Here is a 17,981-nt window from a genome sequence, read left to right on the forward strand (position 1 = left end):
ATCTTTGCTACCCCTTAACAAATTATATAATTCTTACGCTAAACTATATATTTTTAGAGTTTTTATACTTATATTTAACATTTCGCATAAACCTGTTAAGTTTATTTTAAAAGCTCCGAATTGTATCATGTATGATTTAGTCTAATTTTGTCTAATAAACAAGAAAATCTACATGCATTCATATTATTAATTTTAAGGGGGGTTCATAAATGGATTCTAAAAATAACAATAATCTTCCACAAACTATATTTAATAAGTTTAGTGGATTTTTAATCCAAATGGTTATGCCAAATATCGGCGCATTCATAGCGTGGGGGATAATAACAGCATTTTTTATTGCAACTGGTTGGGTTCCAAATGAACGACTTGCAACTCTTGTTGGTCCAATGATATCATATCTTTTGCCACTTTTGATTGGGTTTTCAGGAGGAAGAATTATTGCCGGAAATAGAGGCGGACTTATAGGAGCAGTTGCAACAATGGGAGTAATTGTTGGTACTAATATACCAATGTTTCTTGGTGCTATGATTGTAGGACCTATTGGAGGCTTTTTAATTAAAAAGTTCGATACCGCAGTAGAAGGAAAAGTCCCTACTAATTTAAAGGTTTTAGTAAGCAATTTTTCAATTGGGATTTTAGCTGTAATATTAACTATATTATCATTTTTTGCTATTGATCCAGCAGTATCTGCACTTACTTATTCATTTAAAGTAGCCGTACAATTTTTCCTAAATGCAGGGCTATTGCCACTAACATCGGTTTTTATAGAACCTGGTAAGATATTATTCTTAAACAACACACTAAACATGGGTATATTAAAACCTTTGGGTGAACAACAAGTAGCACAACTTGGTAAATCAATATTTTACTTATTAGAAACTAATCCTGGTCCTGGACTTGGAATATTACTAGCGTACTCATTCTTTGGAAAAGGACTAGTTAAACAATCAGCACCAGGTTCCATAATTATTCACTTTTTAGGAGGAATTCATGAAATATACTTCCCTTATGTACTTATGAATCCTTTGCTAATATTTTCTGTAATAATTGGTGGAATTAGTGGAGTTTTCACTTTCATGCTAACAGGTGCAGGCTTAAAAGGAGCACCATCCCCAGGAAGTATTTTTGCTTTAATTAAGATGGCCCCATCAGATAAGCTTATATCTGTACTTCTAGGAATACTTGTATCTACACTAGTATCTTTTGTAGTTGCGGCTTTCTTCTTAAAAAGAAAGAAGTTTGAGTATGAAGAAGAATCAGAGAATGGTGGTGAAAATGTTGAAGAACTCCTTGGATTAATGCAAGAAGCTAAAGAAGGAAACCTCCTTGTAAATTTGGGTAGTACGAGCCACACCGGTGCCTTAGGTAAAGTAATGAACAGCTTTAATGATATGATATCAAATATACGTTTTTTACTTTCAAAAGTCAGTAATACTGCAGATAATGTAATAAAAAATACAAATAGTATGTCTACATATTTTGAGCAGATCAATACATCTTTCCATCAAATATCTGCAACAATGGAACAAGTTACTTCAGCTGTTTTTGAACAAGCCAATGATACAAGCACCATAAGTACGAATATGCTAGAGCTGTCAAATAGTATTTCTACTTTCCAAAATGACATGAACGATATTTCTAATACAGTAGTTCGTACAAAACAACTAAGCGACAACGCTTCTAAGTCAGTAGAACTATTGACAAATAAGTCCTCAGAGGTTCAAAAAGCTTCTGAAAAAACAGTGGACAATATTAACGAGCTTAAGTCTGATATGGAAAAAGTAAAAGATACTATAAGGATCATTGAATCCATTGCCGAGCAAACTAACCTACTTGCATTAAATGCAGCTATCGAAGCAGCAAGAGCTGGCGAAGCAGGAAGAGGCTTCTCAGTTGTAGCTGAAGAAGTTAGAAAACTAGCAAGTCAATCAAAAGAAGCTTCAATATCAATAGCTCAAATTATAAATAATGTTACACAAAGATCTGAATTAATTACTGATGAAGTGTTGGAGACAGGTACAATGGTAAAGGACCAAGCAGATGCTGTACAAGATACAGCTAAATCTTTTAACGAGATATATTCAGGGATGGAACTTATAACAAGTAGAATTGAAAGTGCCACTTCTTCATTGAGCTCTATAACTGTGAAAAATAACGCTACTGTTAAATCTATCGAAAATATATCTGCAACGACGGAAGAAACAGCATCCTCAGTTGAAGAAGTTTATGAAAATACAAAAAGACAGTCTAAAAATATTGATATCCTTTTAAATTTCACAAAAGATTTAAATGGATTAGCTAATGATCTTGAAGAAGAAGTTCGTTCATTCAAGATTGAGGAAAATAAATAATTAAAACACCATCTGGTATTTCCTGGAAAATAGTTTAAATGAATATATTCATAAATTTAGAGTTAGGATAATTACGTCTATGTATAATTATCCTAACTCTTTTTATAATTTTTTCATATTTATTATATTATTTCATTATTTTCAGCTACTTCTGAAATCCACGCTGCTGATTTCTTTTTCACTCTAGTATATTTATTTGTTAAATCAACGCTTACAAAACCGTATCTGTTTTTGAATGCATTATTCCATGACCAGTTATCAATAGCTCCCCAATAGTGATATCCTCTACAATCAGCTCCATCTTCTATTGCTCTTGCTACCCATTCTAAATGCTCTTTAACAAAATCTATTCTGTAATCATCCTCGATTAATCCATCAGCATTTCTATATTTTTCTTCACCCTCAACACCCATTCCATTTTCGGATATAAAGAATGGAAGTCCTGGACATTCCTTAGTTATCTTCATTGCAAAGTCATAGATTCCTTTAGGGTATATCTCCCAGCCTCTATAAACATTCATCTTTCTTTCTGGCCATATATAAGGATCTGAGAATTTAGGGTTTCCATACTCATCAAACTTCTCTGCTGGAGCCTGAACTCTTGCTGGTTGATAGTAGTTGAACCCTAGCCAATCCACTTTACCACAGGATAAAATCCCTTCGTCTCCTGCTCTTAAATCTGGTAGAAGGCCTAATTCCTCTAATGTATCTAATATATCCTTAGGTAATGTTCCTTTGCTGCATACATCAAGCCACCATCTGTTATGTATACCGTCAGTCATTCTAACAGCTTCTAAATCTTCCTTTGAAGGATTTTCCTTAGTATAAGGTGGTGCAAAGTTATTAATAAGTCCTATATCACAGCTATCTGGAATAGCTCCTTCTGCTTTTAATTTATTAAACTCTCTTACTGCTAAACAGTGACCTAAAGTAATATGATATTGTACAGTCATACCTTTTTTATAATTTACTTCATATGGATACCAAGCTCCATTCATGTACATTTGCATTGGAACAACTATTGGTTCATTAAATGTGAACCAATGCTTAACCTTTGAACCAAATTCTTTAAATGCTAGTCTTGCAAAATTTGCATACGCTTCTACTACTTCTCTGTTTAACCATCCACCTCTATCTTCAAGATATTGAGGTAAATCGAAATGGTGTAAGTTCATAAATACATCGATGCCATTTTCTAAAGAACAATCTATAACTTTATGATAAAATTCAACGCCTTTTGGATTTAGATTCCCATCTTTATCAAGAAGTCTTGACCATTGAATAGATGTTCTATATGATTTAAAATTTAAACTCTTTAATATTTTTATGTCTTCTTCATATTTATTGTAAAAATCATTTCCTACATAAGACCCTACATTATTGTGGAATGCATTTATTTCTAAGTCTGACCAATGATCCCAAACTGATGGTAACTTCCCATCTTTATTATGTGCGCCTTCTGTTTGTGGACCTGACATAGCTGCTCCGAAAAAGAAATCTTTTGGTAATTTATAATTTGCCATATTAAATCTGCACCTCTCTCCTCAATATTCATATATATGTTTACTAATGAATTTTTCAAAATGTCCTAAGTCCATTTTATCAACTGATATTATTCTGTTGATATATTGTCTATACAAGAATTTTTTCTTAAAGTTTAAATTGTGTTATAATTTTATTATGAACATAATCATACACAGTATGCTGATTTTGTTAAACAAGATTTAGCATAAAAACTATAGATAAACATAGACTAGGGGGATTAGCTTGAAAAGTAAGGAAATTATTGATGACTTAATTAGTAAGATTATATCAGGTGAAATACCTGCTTCTTCTAAAATTCCTTCCGAAACACAATTATCCATTAAATATGACTGTAATAGACACACCATAAGGAAGGTTATCGATCATCTTATTGAAAGGAATTATCTAACCAAAAATTCTAGTGGACTCACTTATGTCATGGATTTCACAGCATATGATAATAACAATCTTTTTATTACTTCATTATCTGATCATCATATTGCTAAAAATATAAAATCTGATGTACACAAATTTGAACTTGTCACAGCTCCTGATGAGATTTGCGATTATCTTAATATAGAGAGCGGCTCTAAAGCTTGGTATATTATAAGGGTTCGTTATGTGAATTCTAATTTACATCATTTAGAAGAAATCTATATGCCATATTCAATTTTTTCTAATCTTACTGTAAATGATTGTGAATCAAGTCTACTGACTTATATTGAATCTCAGTATGACTTCAGAATAAGTCATAGCATAAGAAATATTAGTTGTGTGAAATTGAATAATGAGGAGTATAACCTATTAGATCTCCCAAAAGGCACTTTAGTTATGCAAGTTACCAACACTGGTTATCTAACTAATGGGCGAGTATATGAATACTCTTTAACGAAAACAAGAGAAAATAGATTGACTTATTACTGTAGACGGTAGCTTATTTAGAATAAAAATGGAGATTTTATTACTTATAATTTTTCCTCCTATTCGTTCATAAATGCACATACGCAAAAAATCGCAAATGCAATTCACATTTGCGATTTTATTCTTTTAATTAATATTTTCCTGAAAACATACTTGCACCATTATCTCCATTATATGGTTGAGCCCCTTCCACTGTAACATTACATATTACAAGTTTGTACTGCTCTCCTTTAGGGATGCTATTTTTAAATGTAAGTACATATACATTTCCTAATCCATTTTTAGATTCTATTTTAACTATATCTCCAGTAAGTGAATTATTTTTATCTGCATCACAATTTTGCCCAACAGTAGCTATTCCTTCTGGCTCCTCATTTTTTAGATCTTTTATCCAATAATTTGTAGGTTGTTTTGCTAGATTTTTATCAACATCTCTATCAAAAGTTATCTTGATTTGATTAGCTGAAATTTGTTCAGATTTTAATAACCTTGGAATTGAATTTTGATCATACTCTTGAGAATTTGAACGAACGCTAGGATATTCTTCCATAGGTCTTGCCCTTACATTGCCAAAATAATTTATATTTGTTATAAGTGTACATAAAATTAGAAAACTACTAATAAACTTCTTCATGTTTCCCTCCTATTATATCCAATTCTTATAGCCTAGAGTTATATTTCCCAAAAAAATTAAACTTATTACATTTTTACAAGCAATAAATTTATGATTCCCAAATTTCATATATAAAAGAAAAACCCCAAGCTCTTGTAAACTAAGAGATTGGGAGTTTTTTACAGTTCTATTATATTAATATCCATTCACAACCACATCAAGCTTGCCAGTTTCCGGATCTATAATTAACCCATGTACTTTTATATCTTTAGGAATTAATGGATGATTTTTTATAAGCTCAACACTTTCTTTTACTGATTCTTCTACAGAATTAAAACCGTGAAGCCACTTCTTTACATCAATACCTGCATTGCATAAGGTATTTATTACATCCTCTGAAATTCCTCTTTCCATAGCCTTTTCTAAAGTACTATCCACATTTAAGTTACTCATCCCACAGCCATGATGTCCAATTACTAAAACCTCGTCTGTTTGAAATTCGTATACTGCAACAACAATACTTCTTACTATACTTCCAAATGGATGCATTATCGAAGCACCAGCATTCTTAATTAGCTTAACATCACCATTTTTTAAGTTAAGTGCCTTAGGAAGAAGTTCTGTAAGTCTAGTATCCATACATGATAAGATTACTAGCTTCTTATTAGGATTCTTAGTTGCTCTATACTTATTGTATTCTTTATTTTCTACAAATTCTTTATTAAATTCAAGTATTTCCTGTAGTTTACTCAAAACCACACCCCCAAGTCTTAAAAAGATTTTAGTCAATTATAACATATTTACTATGTTCATATCCAGCAATCACTTATCCCCTATCTTTTAATCAAAGGAAAAGCGATAACTTCTCTAATGGTGCTAGTCTCTGTTAAGAACATTATCATTCTATCAATTCCTATTCCTAAACCTCCAGTTGGTGGCATTGCAGTATCAATTGCAACAGCGAATTCTTCATCCATAGGACTGGCAGTTTCAAGCCCTGCCCTAAGCTTTGATGCTTGATCATGTAATAATATTCGTTGCCTTAAAGGATCATTAAGTTCCGAATATGCGTTACCAAGTTCAACACCATAAGCATATGGTTCAAATCTCTCTATCAAATCTAGATTTTCTCTATGGACCTTACAAAGAGGCGAAGATTCTTTAGGAAAATCTATGACAAATGTTGGTTGCACCAATTTCTTTTCTGAGTATTCTTCAAATAATGTCACTATAAGTTCTCCCTTTGAAGCATTGTTAATATCTAAACCTTCCTTTTGTTTTTCTTCTAGAAGACCTTTTATAGTGATTTTTTCAACTATTTCTTCTTTTGTAAGATTATAAACATCTATTTCAGTATCTTGCTTTACAAGATCACACATTTTTTCTCTTTTCCAGGGAGCTTTAAAGTCAATTTTTATACCTTCATAGGTAATCTCAGTTGTTCCGTTAACTTTATTAAATACGTACTCATACATATTTTCCATAAGTTCCATCATATCATTATAGTCCGCGTATGACATATAACACTCGAACAAACTAAATTCTGGATAGTGCGTTCTATCTATACCTTCATTTCTAAAAGCTCTTGCAAAAGTATAAACTCTTTCAATTCCACCAACTATTAGTCTCTTTAAATATAACTCTGGAGAAACATTCATGAATACCTCACAATCTAAAGCATTTACGAAGGTTGTAAAAGGTTTTGCTTCTCCTCCACCATACTTAGTATCCAGTATAGGAGTATCTACTTCGATAAACTCCTTACTACTTAAAAATTCTCTAATAGCAGTTATAGCTCTTGAACGTTTAATAAATCTTTGTTTTACATCATTGTTCATTATCATATCTAAAGATCTATGGCGCTGCCTTAAATCTGCATCTTGAATTCCATGATATTTTTCTGGAAGAGTTCTTACCGATTTTGATAGAATGTCAAATTTAATAGCTCTAATTGTTATTTCGCCAGTTTGTGTCTTAAATACCGTTCCTTCTACACCAATAATATCTCCAGTATCTATAAGCTTTAAAATATTATATCCTTCACTTCCAAGTATTTTTTTACTGAAGAATATCTGAATACTACCTTTTTCATCTATTATATTAGCAAAAGTAGCATTGCCCATTCTTCTAAGTAGCATTACTCTACCTGCTAATGTAAATTCTTTCGCTTCATCAATACTTTCGAAGCTATCCAGTATATCTAGAGTATGTGTTATATCTTTATAATTATATGGATAAGGATTTATACCAGCTTCATATAACTTATTTAGTTTTTTAATTCTTTCAACCACAAACTCATTAGAATCTGTCATTATTTTTTCTAAGTTTTGAATTTCCTCAAATTCTTTGTACATTTTAGATACCACCTTTTTATTTTTTCACAGCTACATATGGATATACCATTTCGTAATAAAATCAATATTTTCTAATTAGTTTTCGATTAATTAAATAATTTTTTGCAAATAAAAAAACTCTCACCTCCAAGATTATAAATCTTGAGGACGAAAGTTATAAATTCGTGGTACCACCTCAGTTTATTTATATGTTGCCATATAAACCTCTTCAAGTACATAGTCAAATATACTCTATACCTATAACGGGCTAACCCGTCGCAGCCTACCTCAAAAACTCGAATCGGTGCGAAACTCTGAGATCTTCTTCCATAAACAATTACTCGCTCATTCTCACCATATAGAGCTCTCTGTACAGTCCTAAATTTATCTACTCTTCTCTTCATAGTCTTTAATATATTATATCCATTAATTTTAAAAATTGTAAATACCTTTTTCTATATTTTATAAAAAACTTATTGATTAGATTTAAATATTAAATTTTAAGGTTATTACTTCTTTAAGAACTCTTCTAAATAATTACTTTGTAATCAAGAAATCACTAACCATTAGTTTTAAACTAACTTTAGATATGTATTAAATAAATGTTGTTAATATCTTATAGCACCACCAACATTTATTTAATACATTTTTTTAGTGTATCTTAATACTTAAGCATACTATTTACTTATTTGATCTTTCAAAAAATAAATTCAAATTATTCTAAAGTTCTTACCTTCAAAAATGCTACTCCTACTTAAATGCAACATACTGACCTTCGTATTCAGCTAGTAATTTAGTATCTTTATGGCACGTAACCTTAAGAGTTATTCTACCCTTTTTATGCTTTTTATACATTTCAAAAAACTTATTTCTGTCTTCTTCCAGTAAAATTTCACACTCAGCAATAAAATCACAATCTATTGGAGCTAAGTATTCAATATTACTTTTTCTAATAACAATATGAGCTTCTGGATCCATTTCTTCTATATTAACAAAAACCATGACCCATCCACAAACAGTCATCAAAGAATTTATACTTCCACCAAAAGCTGTGTGCTTATGATTTATATTTGGTTCAAGTTTTGCAGCAACTTTCACTTTATCCTTCGAGAATTCAACTATAGTAAATCCCATCTTTTCAGTGATTGGTATATTATCATATAGAAATTGTTCAAATTCGTGTTTTTCCATAAACTCCTCCATTTGATTTAATTCAAATCGTGTATATCTATCTTATCCATCTCTTTTTTCTTATTGCATTTATCCCATTACTTCTATCTGCATCTAATATTACATCTTAATTCTATTTGCTGTAATTTCAATAATGACCTTAATAATATTGAGGGTACACTTTAACATTATTAAAATCAAGTACTTTTTTACAAATATTCTAATAGCATTAATACAGCTTCACTAAATGAAATTCTGCATTTTTACTTTATGCTTCTTTCATTTCCTCAGACTATTAAATCCATAACTTTATTAGCAATATTGTTTCAATAATAGAAATCCATTAGAAATATCTTAAAGAAAGTGATACTATAACCCTTGAGACATTTAATTATTATGAAGTTTAATAAAAAAGAAAATTCAAATAATTTTAGTTTCAGTAAAATGTGTCTTAAAATATATATTAAATGATTTTATATAAATCTTTTATGAAGTAAATTTATTTATAAATAAAAAATGAATTTATTAAACAATAATTAATTTTGTTGGATAAGAGGGGTAAGATGGATATAAATGTTGTAATTAATCAAATGCTTCAGTTGTTTATTATTTTAGGTCTTGGCTATTTTCTAAATAAGATAAAAATCTTTGATGACACTTTAAATCAAAAACTAAATAAGTTATTACTCAATGTTACTACACCGGCTTTGGTGTTGGCATCTGTAAGTTCAATTAAACAAAACACTAATACTAAAGAGGCTCTATTTGTATTTTTAGTAGCTATAATCATTTTTACTTTATTACCACTATTAAGTTATATGTTAGTTAGAATCATTAGGATCCCTAGACATCAACGAGGTATCTACATGTTTATGACAGTTTTCTCTAACATAGGCTTTATGGGATTCCCCGTAATGAAAGCAATCTTTGGCAATGAAGCAGTATTTTATACATCTATCTTTAATATGATCTTCAATATTTGGGTATTTACTTTAGGTATTGTTTTAATAAATTACGGCACTAATAATGTAGTTAAATTAAGCTTCAAAAACCTTTTATCTCCAGGGATAATATCATCACTACTTGCTATAGTTATTTACTTTTTGAAAGTACCTGTACATCCAGTGTTAAAATCCACTTTTGATATGGTAGGTAATATCACTACCCCTGTGGCAATGATGCTTATTGGTTCAACACTCGCTAATTTAAATATTAAAGAGGTTTTTACAGAACTCAGAATTTATCCCTACACAATAATCAAACAAATTTTGATTCCTTTTATTGCATTTCCACTTTTAAAATATTTTATAACTAGTCCATTAGTTTTAGGTGTTGCTTTAGTTAACTTAGCTATGCCTGTAGGTAATAGTGCTGTTTTGTTTGCCAATCAATATGATGGCGATGTAGAGCTAGCTGCAAAATCTGTGTTTATCACTACTTTAATTTCCGTATTTACAATTCCACTGATTGTAGCTATATTGCTAACTTAATATAAAGTTTAAGCTTATCCGATACTTCTTTAAATATAGAATTGCGAATAAGCTTAATTTAATTATAAATACTGTTATTTCATTTAATAAGTATTATTAATGCAAAAGCATTCAACTAAATAAAATTGAACAATAACCTAAAATTTAAATATACTATATTAGAGTATTTTTTAGGGAGATCTTATGGAAAACAATTTTTCTGTACGTCGTGCCGGAGATGATAAATTAGATTTAGCATTGATACAAAAAGAAAAATCCGCATCACTTATTATTATATTAGCATATATAATTCTTATTAATTCAGCAAATAAAGAAAGAGAAATCATACTAAAAAAACAAAGAGGTATAAATACTTCCAATGATTTAGAACCAACGCAACTTGTAGTACTTTCTAGCAGTTTAGCCTTGGTTGGAAATATATTCTTAGGCGAAATAGCCTTTGCTAGACTTAGAGAACTACAAAAGAATATCCAATCTGGAGAAAGTAACTTTTCAATAACTCCTAATTTAAATATAACTACAGGATTTATTTTTTCTATTTTAGGAAGTATATTCAAGACTATAGGTGTAATACAAAGAGCAAATGAACAGGCTCAAATAACTATCCTATAATTTAACTTTACCCTTTATACTTTACATTATGAACATAGACTTTTTGGAAACATACTTCACCAATTTAGTTCATTTACATTTAATAAAATTTTCGCTATATACTTTTTATTCCAAAAAGTTATTTACAATTAGCAAGATATGCTTTACAATTAAGTTACCAAATGTATGAAAGGAGACTGTAAAATGTTAATTTTAAAGTTAAAATCAAATAAAAACCTTATATTAAAATATACAGTCTGCTGTCAGTAGTTAAAGATATTACCTATTACTTTTAATATTTTTGATATTTAACACGAAACTTTTGACCGCAGACTTCATATCTGCGGTTTTGTTATACTGTATTACTGAAGCTATAAATACCTTCCTTCTATATGTTAGGAATTAAGGTATCAAGCTTAGATGTAATAAATGCTTAATGATACCGCAGAGAAAATCTGTGGTTTTTTATTTTGTTAATATCATAGCCGCAGTGCAATGCTCTACCTGTTAGAGTCCATTGTTTTGCGGCTTTTTGTTCATACAAATAATTATAACCAAAAGTTTTCCTAGGGGGAGTTAGAAATGCGCTTAATTAAATAAATTGCCGGTAAAACTCGGAGTTAAATTTATAATCAGTAGGCAAAAGAAAATGTGGTTACAACTTTTATACATTAATAGTTGAGCTATGAAATCTATAAATACAAATTTATAAATGAATACTAACATATTCATAATTTTGATTGGAGGAGATTATATGATAACAGGAAATATAGATGGAATAAAAAAATTGATACTAGAAAGACTTGAGGCACTATATGAGTTAAATATAGATAATAGCAGTATTTTTTCTTATGAATTAGTTTCAGAAATGAACGATATTAGTAGAATTATAAAAAAAGAATTATGTGTTGTTATAAATAGAAGAGGAAAAATAACTGATATATCAATAGGCAGCTTAAATAATGCAGAGATACCTTATATAGACGGATCAACCAAAAGACTAAGCGGTTATAGAGTAATCCATACTCACCCTTCTGGAGATAGCACCTTATCTTCTATGGATACATCTGCTTTAATGGAGCTTAAATTAGATGCCATGGTTGCTATTGGCGTTAACGAAAATATAGAAGATGTAAAAGTAAACATTGCTTTATGCGATATTTATGATAACAACTTGGCTTTTAAAGAATTGAAAAACTTAACTTTGTCATTTGCTCTAAATTTAAATCTCAGAGAAAAAATATCTTATGTTGAAAAAATAATTACTGACATAAAACAACAAGATGATGATATTGAAAGAGCCATTTTGTTTGGAAATGACAGTGAAGAAAGTCTTGAGGAACTTTGCGGTCTTGCTGAAGCATGCGATGTAGTTCCTGTATTTAAAGTTTTCCAAAAGAAAAATAAAATTAATACTGCTTATTATGCTGGCCAAGGAAAAATTGAAGAATTAAGCTATTTAAAACAAATTAAGAATGCAAATGTAGTAATATTTGATGATGAACTATCAGGTTCACAGCTTAGAAACCTTGAAGAAACTTTAAAATGTAAGGTCATAGATAGAACTACCCTTATACTTGATATATTTGCTAGACGAGCAAAAAGCAAAGAAGGTATGCTTCAAGTTGAGCTGGCAATGCTTAACCACAAAATTCCAAGACTAAGAAATGCAAATGCTAATCTTTCTAGAATTAGAGGTGGCGTCGGTTCAAAAGGTCCTGGAGAAAAAAAACTAGAGACTGATAGAAGGCATATAGAACGTAGAATTGAAGAAATAAGAAATGAACTTAATAGAGCTTCAGAGCAAAGATCTATACAAAAAGTTAAAAGAAATAAAAGTAGTATAAGTCAGGTAGCTATAGTTGGCTACACAAATGCTGGTAAGTCAACCCTTAGAAATAAGTTATGCGAAATTTCAGCTTCCAATAAAATTGATAAAGACGGAGTTTTAGAAGCAGATATGCTTTTTGCTACCTTAGATACTACTGTAAGAGCTGTTACCCTAAGCGATAATAGAAGAATAGCTCTATCAGATACTGTTGGTTTTATAAGCAAACTTCCTCATGATTTAGTTGAAGCCTTCAAATCAACCTTAGAAGAGGTAATTGATGCTGATCTACTGTTACACACAATTGATGCTTCAAACGAAGAAGTTATAAATCAAATAAAATCTGTTAACTTAGTTCTTGAAGAGCTAAATGCATTAGATAAAAATACCATTGTTGTACTAAATAAAGTAGATAAAGCTTCAGAAGAAAATTTAAAGCTAGTAAGAGACTTCTTAAAAGATCAGAAAACAATAGAAGTCAGTGCTATAAAAGAAATAAATCTATCACTACTGCTTGATTATATAGGTCATGAAATCCCAGTTAAACTTATGGAAAAACAGTTCATGATTCCATATACTGAACAAAAATTTGTTTCATTACTTCACGAAAACTCAAAAATTCTTCTTGAAGATCATCTAGAAGAAGGCACTAAGATAAAAGCTTTAGTCCATGAAGAAATTTATAAAAAATGTATAGCTTTTGAAGTTTTAGCTATGTCTTAATAATTAATGAAGCTTTAAATTAGAAGTAATATTAAAATATTTCAAAATGGGTAACCGTAGGTTGGTTACCCTTTAATTATAAGACCATATAGTGTTATAGGTTATATTTTTTCATTTCAAATAACAACCTAATTTGAATTTTTTATGTTTATCTGCTACTTAATGCAGTTAGAAAGGCAACCATTATCATCATAATTGCAGGTATCATAAGAAATAGATATAATCTTTTTTCTTCTTTACTTGTAAAACTTATAGTTGTCACTTTACCATTTTTCTATCAACAGTGCTAGATAGATCCTCAAGGTTATACTATAAAAAAATTAATTATTAAACTTCTTCATTCAATAAAACCATATGAATATGATCTTCCCACCTACCATTAATCTTTAGATATTGATACGCGAGCCCCTCGTTATAAAACCCTAACTTTTCCACAACTCTTAATGACCTCTTATTTTTAGGCATTATATTAGCTTCAATTCTATGAAGCTTAAATTCTTTGAACATTGTATCTATGCCCTTGCTTAGAGCTTCTGTCATATATCCTTTATCTATTTCTGATCCATCAAGTTTATACCCTAAAAAACAAGACCAAAATGCTCCTCTCACTATGTTTGTAAATGCCAATGTACCTATAACTTTATTTTCATCTTCTTTCTTATAAATCCATAATCTTAACATATTTTCTTTTACTATGTTTTCAAAATCATTCTTTAATTGAATTTCTTGAGTTTCTTCTTTATAAAACTCTTCATCTTTAGTTGCCTCCCATTCTTCAAGGAAATCTCTATTTCTCATATAATAATCTAATACTTGTCCAGCACTTGCTTCATCTAAAACCTTTAAAATTAATCTCTCAGTTTCATAACATTTTTGCATGTCCTCACCTCTTTCTCGTGTTTTATTCATTAAAATTGACATTTTATAAAATTTAATTATTATTTTTAAATATTTATATTTTGAAATAATATTCCAAGTTTTAGTAATCAAACTATAACCTACGAATATTACTATTTTACATTATTAATTACTTAGAATACTTATTTTTATTTATATTGAATTTATATAAATATATAGTATTTTGATAATACTAACAATGTAATATTAAATTTCAAATTTTAATTCAGAAATTGCACTATACTTATCAAATTATAACAAACATTTCTCTACAAAGGCAATGAACTCTCTATTATGTTAAATAAATACAATTTTTTTGACATATTGCTGAAAACATTGTAAACTACATTTAGACAAACGTTTTTGTTTATTTTAATAATAATATTCGTATTTAGAGGTGTGACTAATGGAAAATGTTTTTGATTATGAAGATATTCAATTAATCCCTGCAAAGTGCATAGTAAACAGCAGATCAGAATGTGATACAACTGTAGAATTAGGTGGTCGTTCATTTAAGTTACCTGTGGTTCCTGCAAACATGCAAACAATTATAGATGAAAAAATCTCAATATATTTAGCTGAAAATGGTTATTTCTATATAATGCACCGTTTTGAACCTGAAAAGAGAATCGCTTTTATTAAAGATATGACTTCACGTGGACTATTCTCTTCAATCAGCGTTGGTGTTAAAGAAGATGAATATAGATTTATCGAACAATTAGCATCAGAAAATCTTGTACCTGAGTACATAACTATAGATATAGCACATGGACATTCTAACGCTGTTATCTCAATGATTCAACATATAAAGAAGCACTTACCAAACAGCTTTGTTATTGCTGGAAATGTTGGTACTCCAGAAGCAGTAAGAGAGCTTGAAAATGCTGGTGCAGATGCTACAAAGGTTGGTATTGGACCTGGTAAGGTTTGTATTACTAAAATTAAGACTGGATTTGGAACTGGTGGCTGGCAGCTAGCAGCACTTCGTTGGTGTGCTAAAGCAGCAAGCAAACCAGTTATAGCTGATGGAGGTATCCGTACTCATGGTGATATAGCAAAATCAATTAGATTTGGTGCAACTATGGTAATGATTGGTTCATTATTTGCAGGACATGAGGAGTCTCCTGGAATAACTATCGAGAAGGACGGTAAGCTATATAAAGAATACTTTGGCTCAGCTTCAGAATATCAAAAAGGTGAGAGAAAAAATGTAGAAGGAAAGAAGCTGTTCGTTGATTACAAAGGTCCTTTAAAAGATACTTTAATCGAAATGGAACAAGATCTTCAATCTTCCATCTCCTATGCAGGCGGAAATAAGTTAGACGCTATCAGAAATGTTGATTATGTTGTAGTTAAAAATTCAATATTCAATGGTGATAAGGTCTACTAGAATTATTACGTGCTTTAGTTTATTATTTAAAAACTGTTAAATTAAGAGCTTATATATTGTGCACTGCAGAATATATAAGTTCTTTTATTTTATTCTGTCTTACCTTTCAACATCTAAATCCCCTATTATTCACTTCTTTTTTATATTTGCTTAAAAACTTGACACTTAGTATTATACATTTTCATACTTTATATAAAGATGTAACACTTCTATTCTATGAAAACTTTATTAATTCGAGGTGAGAATGTGGATTTTCAAGGGTTAACAGGTAAAGTAATAACCCATTCAGATAAAGAATATCAAGTTTTAAGACTTGAATATAATCGTGACATTAATAAATTTCCTCTTGTCATTGTTTATTGCTATAACAATACTGATGTTTCAAACGCTATAAGATGGTGCAGAAAAAATGATATCTCTCTTCGTATTCGTACCGGTGGACATAATTACGAGGGATATTCCACAAGTAATGGTGCTTTAGTACTGGATACAACTTATATGAATAATGTTGAAATTGATGAAAAAAATGATATTGTAAAGATACAAGCTGGTGCTAGACTCGGCAAAGTATATTCAGAGCTTGCTAAAAAAGGCTATGCCTTCGCAGGAGGGACATGCCCAACTGTTGGTATTTCCGGCTTAACTCTTGGTGGAGGAATAGGCTTGTCTTCCAGAAACTTTGGTTTAACTGCTGACAATCTCCTAGAGCTAGAAATGATAAATGCCAAAGGAGCTAAAATCACAGCTAACAACCAAGAAAACCCAAAGTTATTCTGGGCTTGTCGTGGAGCTGGTGGCGGCAACTTTGGTGTTGCAACTTCATATGTCTTTAAGGCTCAAAAGGTAAATAAAATTACTGTTATAGAACTAAGATGGGATAATGAATCAAGAGAAGACTTTGTAGAGTTATGGCAATACTGGCTTAAAACTGCTGATAAAAGAATTAGCTGTTTTGCCGGCTTTAATAAAGAAGGTATATATTTAAACGGCTTTTTTTACGGCTCCAAATCTGAAGCTAAATTGATATTGAAGGACTTTTTGTCACTGCCTAAGTTATTAGAAAATTCTTCGATTGAATATGTTGCCTTTATCGATGCTATAAAGGCCATCGGTGCCTTCTACGATCCACCAAATAAGTTTAAAGCAACCGGCAGATTTGTATATAAGCCTTTATCTAGGAAAGATATTAGGAGACTGGTTCAATATATACAAGACAGCCCTGGTGCAGATGAATGTTTCATAAGATTATATTCTCTAGGGGGAGCTATAGATGACATTCCTAATAACCATACAGCATATTACTATAGAAAAGCTGAATATATATTAGGTATCACTGCAGATTGGGAAGATGATGATAATGAAAATGAATATAAAAATTGGGTTGAAAAAGTTTTTAGCTTTGTTAAGCCTCTTACTAATGGTTCCTATGTCAACTTTCCTTATGCTGAATTACCAGATTACGGCCATGAGTATTACGGAAAAAATTATTATGTTCTTAAAGAAGTAAAAAAATTATATGATCCAACTAACTTCTTTAAATTTCAGCAATCAATAAGGCCTTATTAAGCATTAGATTAAATAAAGACCATTTACAAGTGCCGTGTTGAAATTAAGGTGTTTATTCTTTATAAAGTTCCTAGCCCGACTTATTAATTTATACATGCTAAAATTCATAGGTACGTAATTTTCAAACAGGTATAAATTAAATTTCCACATAGGAACCCTTTATAGGTATCCTAGGTCTAAGTTTAAGTTATACTGAATAACCACAATTTTTCTTCAAATACTAAACGTACGGAGAAAGGTGGTTGAATTATGGGTAGAAATCATTTAAAAGTAGAATCTTTGCATGAACAAAAAATTGAAGACTTAATTGAGCTGAAAAATACTATCAAGTCTAAATATAGTAGACTATTTTTAACTGTAATAATAATGAGATATTTGGATAAAAGTACTCCAGATATCATGTCTCATACTGGATTGAGTAACCCTACAATTGTAAGGTATATTGTTGACTGGAATAGATTCGGTATGAAAGCTATAGTAGATCACCGTGGCGGTTCAGTTAGTAAACTGGAGCCGAGTATAGTCGATGACATTGCATATGTTGTAACTAAGAAAACTCCTATAGATTTCAAATTTACCGTGCA

At 30.3% G+C, this 17,981-nt stretch carries 13 protein-coding genes, 1 pseudogene and 1 other annotated feature; of the genes and pseudogenes, 8 read left to right on the top strand and 6 right to left on the bottom strand.

Annotation, left to right across the window (positions count from 1 at the left end):
• The first annotated feature begins 209 nt into the window (after positions 1–209).
• Complete coding sequence (gene mtlA, locus JHL18_RS13485) at positions 210–2,351, top strand: mannitol-specific PTS transporter subunit IIC (protein WP_200270021.1); 2,142 nt, start codon at positions 210–212, stop codon at positions 2,349–2,351.
• Between the two features lie 122 nt (positions 2,352–2,473).
• On the opposite strand, the gene JHL18_RS13490 is transcribed toward mtlA, so the two are convergent.
• Entirely contained in the window at positions 2,474–3,874 is a 1,401-nt protein-coding gene (locus JHL18_RS13490) for a glycoside hydrolase family 1 protein (protein WP_200270023.1), read from the bottom strand.
• 244 nt (positions 3,875–4,118) lie between these two features.
• Here JHL18_RS13490 and JHL18_RS13495 point away from each other — a divergent pair, with 244 nt between their 5' ends.
• Positions 4,119–4,808 carry a GntR family transcriptional regulator gene (locus JHL18_RS13495; protein ID WP_200270025.1) on the top strand — a complete coding sequence of 230 codons (690 nt, stop codon included), beginning with the start codon at positions 4,119–4,121 and terminating at the stop codon, positions 4,806–4,808.
• A 118-nt stretch (positions 4,809–4,926) separates the two neighbouring features.
• On the opposite strand, the gene JHL18_RS13500 is transcribed toward JHL18_RS13495, so the two are convergent.
• From JHL18_RS13500 to JHL18_RS13515, 4 genes are all read right to left on the bottom strand, one after another.
• Positions 4,927–5,430: a hypothetical protein gene (locus JHL18_RS13500; protein WP_200270027.1), complete on the bottom strand. Its 504-nt coding sequence runs from the start codon at positions 5,428–5,430 to the stop codon at positions 4,927–4,929.
• Between the two features lie 174 nt (positions 5,431–5,604).
• Positions 5,605–6,162, bottom strand: coding sequence for a beta-class carbonic anhydrase (locus tag JHL18_RS13505; protein WP_200270029.1), 558 nt, complete (start codon positions 6,160–6,162; stop codon positions 5,605–5,607).
• A gap of 80 nt (positions 6,163–6,242) precedes the next feature.
• Positions 6,243–7,763, bottom strand: a complete 1,521-nt coding sequence (gene lysS / locus JHL18_RS13510) for a lysine--tRNA ligase (protein ID WP_200270030.1) — start codon at positions 7,761–7,763, stop codon at positions 6,243–6,245.
• 140 nt (positions 7,764–7,903) lie between these two features.
• Positions 7,904–8,155: a binding site (T-box leader), on the bottom strand.
• 337 nt (positions 8,156–8,492) lie between these two features.
• Positions 8,493–8,933 (bottom strand): YiiD C-terminal domain-containing protein, encoded by a 441-nt coding sequence (locus tag JHL18_RS13515; protein WP_200270032.1) that lies wholly within the window; start codon positions 8,931–8,933, stop codon positions 8,493–8,495.
• A gap of 542 nt (positions 8,934–9,475) precedes the next feature.
• Here JHL18_RS13515 and JHL18_RS13520 point away from each other — a divergent pair.
• From JHL18_RS13520 to hflX, 3 genes are all read left to right on the top strand, one after another.
• Positions 9,476–10,402 (top strand): AEC family transporter, encoded by a 927-nt coding sequence (locus JHL18_RS13520; RefSeq protein ID WP_200270034.1) that lies wholly within the window; start codon positions 9,476–9,478, stop codon positions 10,400–10,402.
• Between the two features lie 183 nt (positions 10,403–10,585).
• A complete protein-coding gene (locus JHL18_RS13525) occupies positions 10,586–11,014 on the top strand; it encodes a hypothetical protein (protein ID WP_200270035.1) in 429 nt (142 codons plus the stop codon).
• A gap of 733 nt (positions 11,015–11,747) precedes the next feature.
• Positions 11,748–13,544 (top strand): GTPase HflX, encoded by a 1,797-nt coding sequence (gene hflX, locus JHL18_RS13530; RefSeq protein ID WP_200270037.1) that lies wholly within the window; start codon positions 11,748–11,750, stop codon positions 13,542–13,544.
• 327 nt (positions 13,545–13,871) lie between these two features.
• Here the strand turns inward: hflX and JHL18_RS13535 are convergent, their stop codons facing one another.
• Positions 13,872–14,423 carry a GNAT family N-acetyltransferase gene (locus JHL18_RS13535; protein ID WP_200270049.1) on the bottom strand — a complete coding sequence of 184 codons (552 nt, stop codon included), beginning with the start codon at positions 14,421–14,423 and terminating at the stop codon, positions 13,872–13,874.
• Positions 14,424–14,847: 424 nt separating this feature from the next.
• On the opposite strand from JHL18_RS13535, the gene guaC reads away from it, so the two are divergent.
• The 3 genes and pseudogenes from guaC to JHL18_RS13550 form a co-directional block, all read left to right on the top strand.
• Positions 14,848–15,831 carry a GMP reductase gene (guaC, locus tag JHL18_RS13540; RefSeq protein ID WP_200270039.1) on the top strand — a complete coding sequence of 328 codons (984 nt, stop codon included), beginning with the start codon at positions 14,848–14,850 and terminating at the stop codon, positions 15,829–15,831.
• Between the two features lie 216 nt (positions 15,832–16,047).
• Positions 16,048–17,397: an FAD-binding oxidoreductase gene (locus tag JHL18_RS13545; protein ID WP_207753022.1), complete on the top strand. Its 1,350-nt coding sequence runs from the start codon at positions 16,048–16,050 to the stop codon at positions 17,395–17,397.
• A gap of 249 nt (positions 17,398–17,646) precedes the next feature.
• A pseudogene (locus JHL18_RS13550) lies at positions 17,647–17,981 on the top strand (hypothetical protein); the annotation flags it as partial.

This window comes from Clostridium yunnanense (genome assembly GCF_016595795.1).
Lineage (GTDB): Bacteria > Bacillota > Clostridia > Clostridiales > Clostridiaceae > Clostridium_AR > Clostridium_AR yunnanense.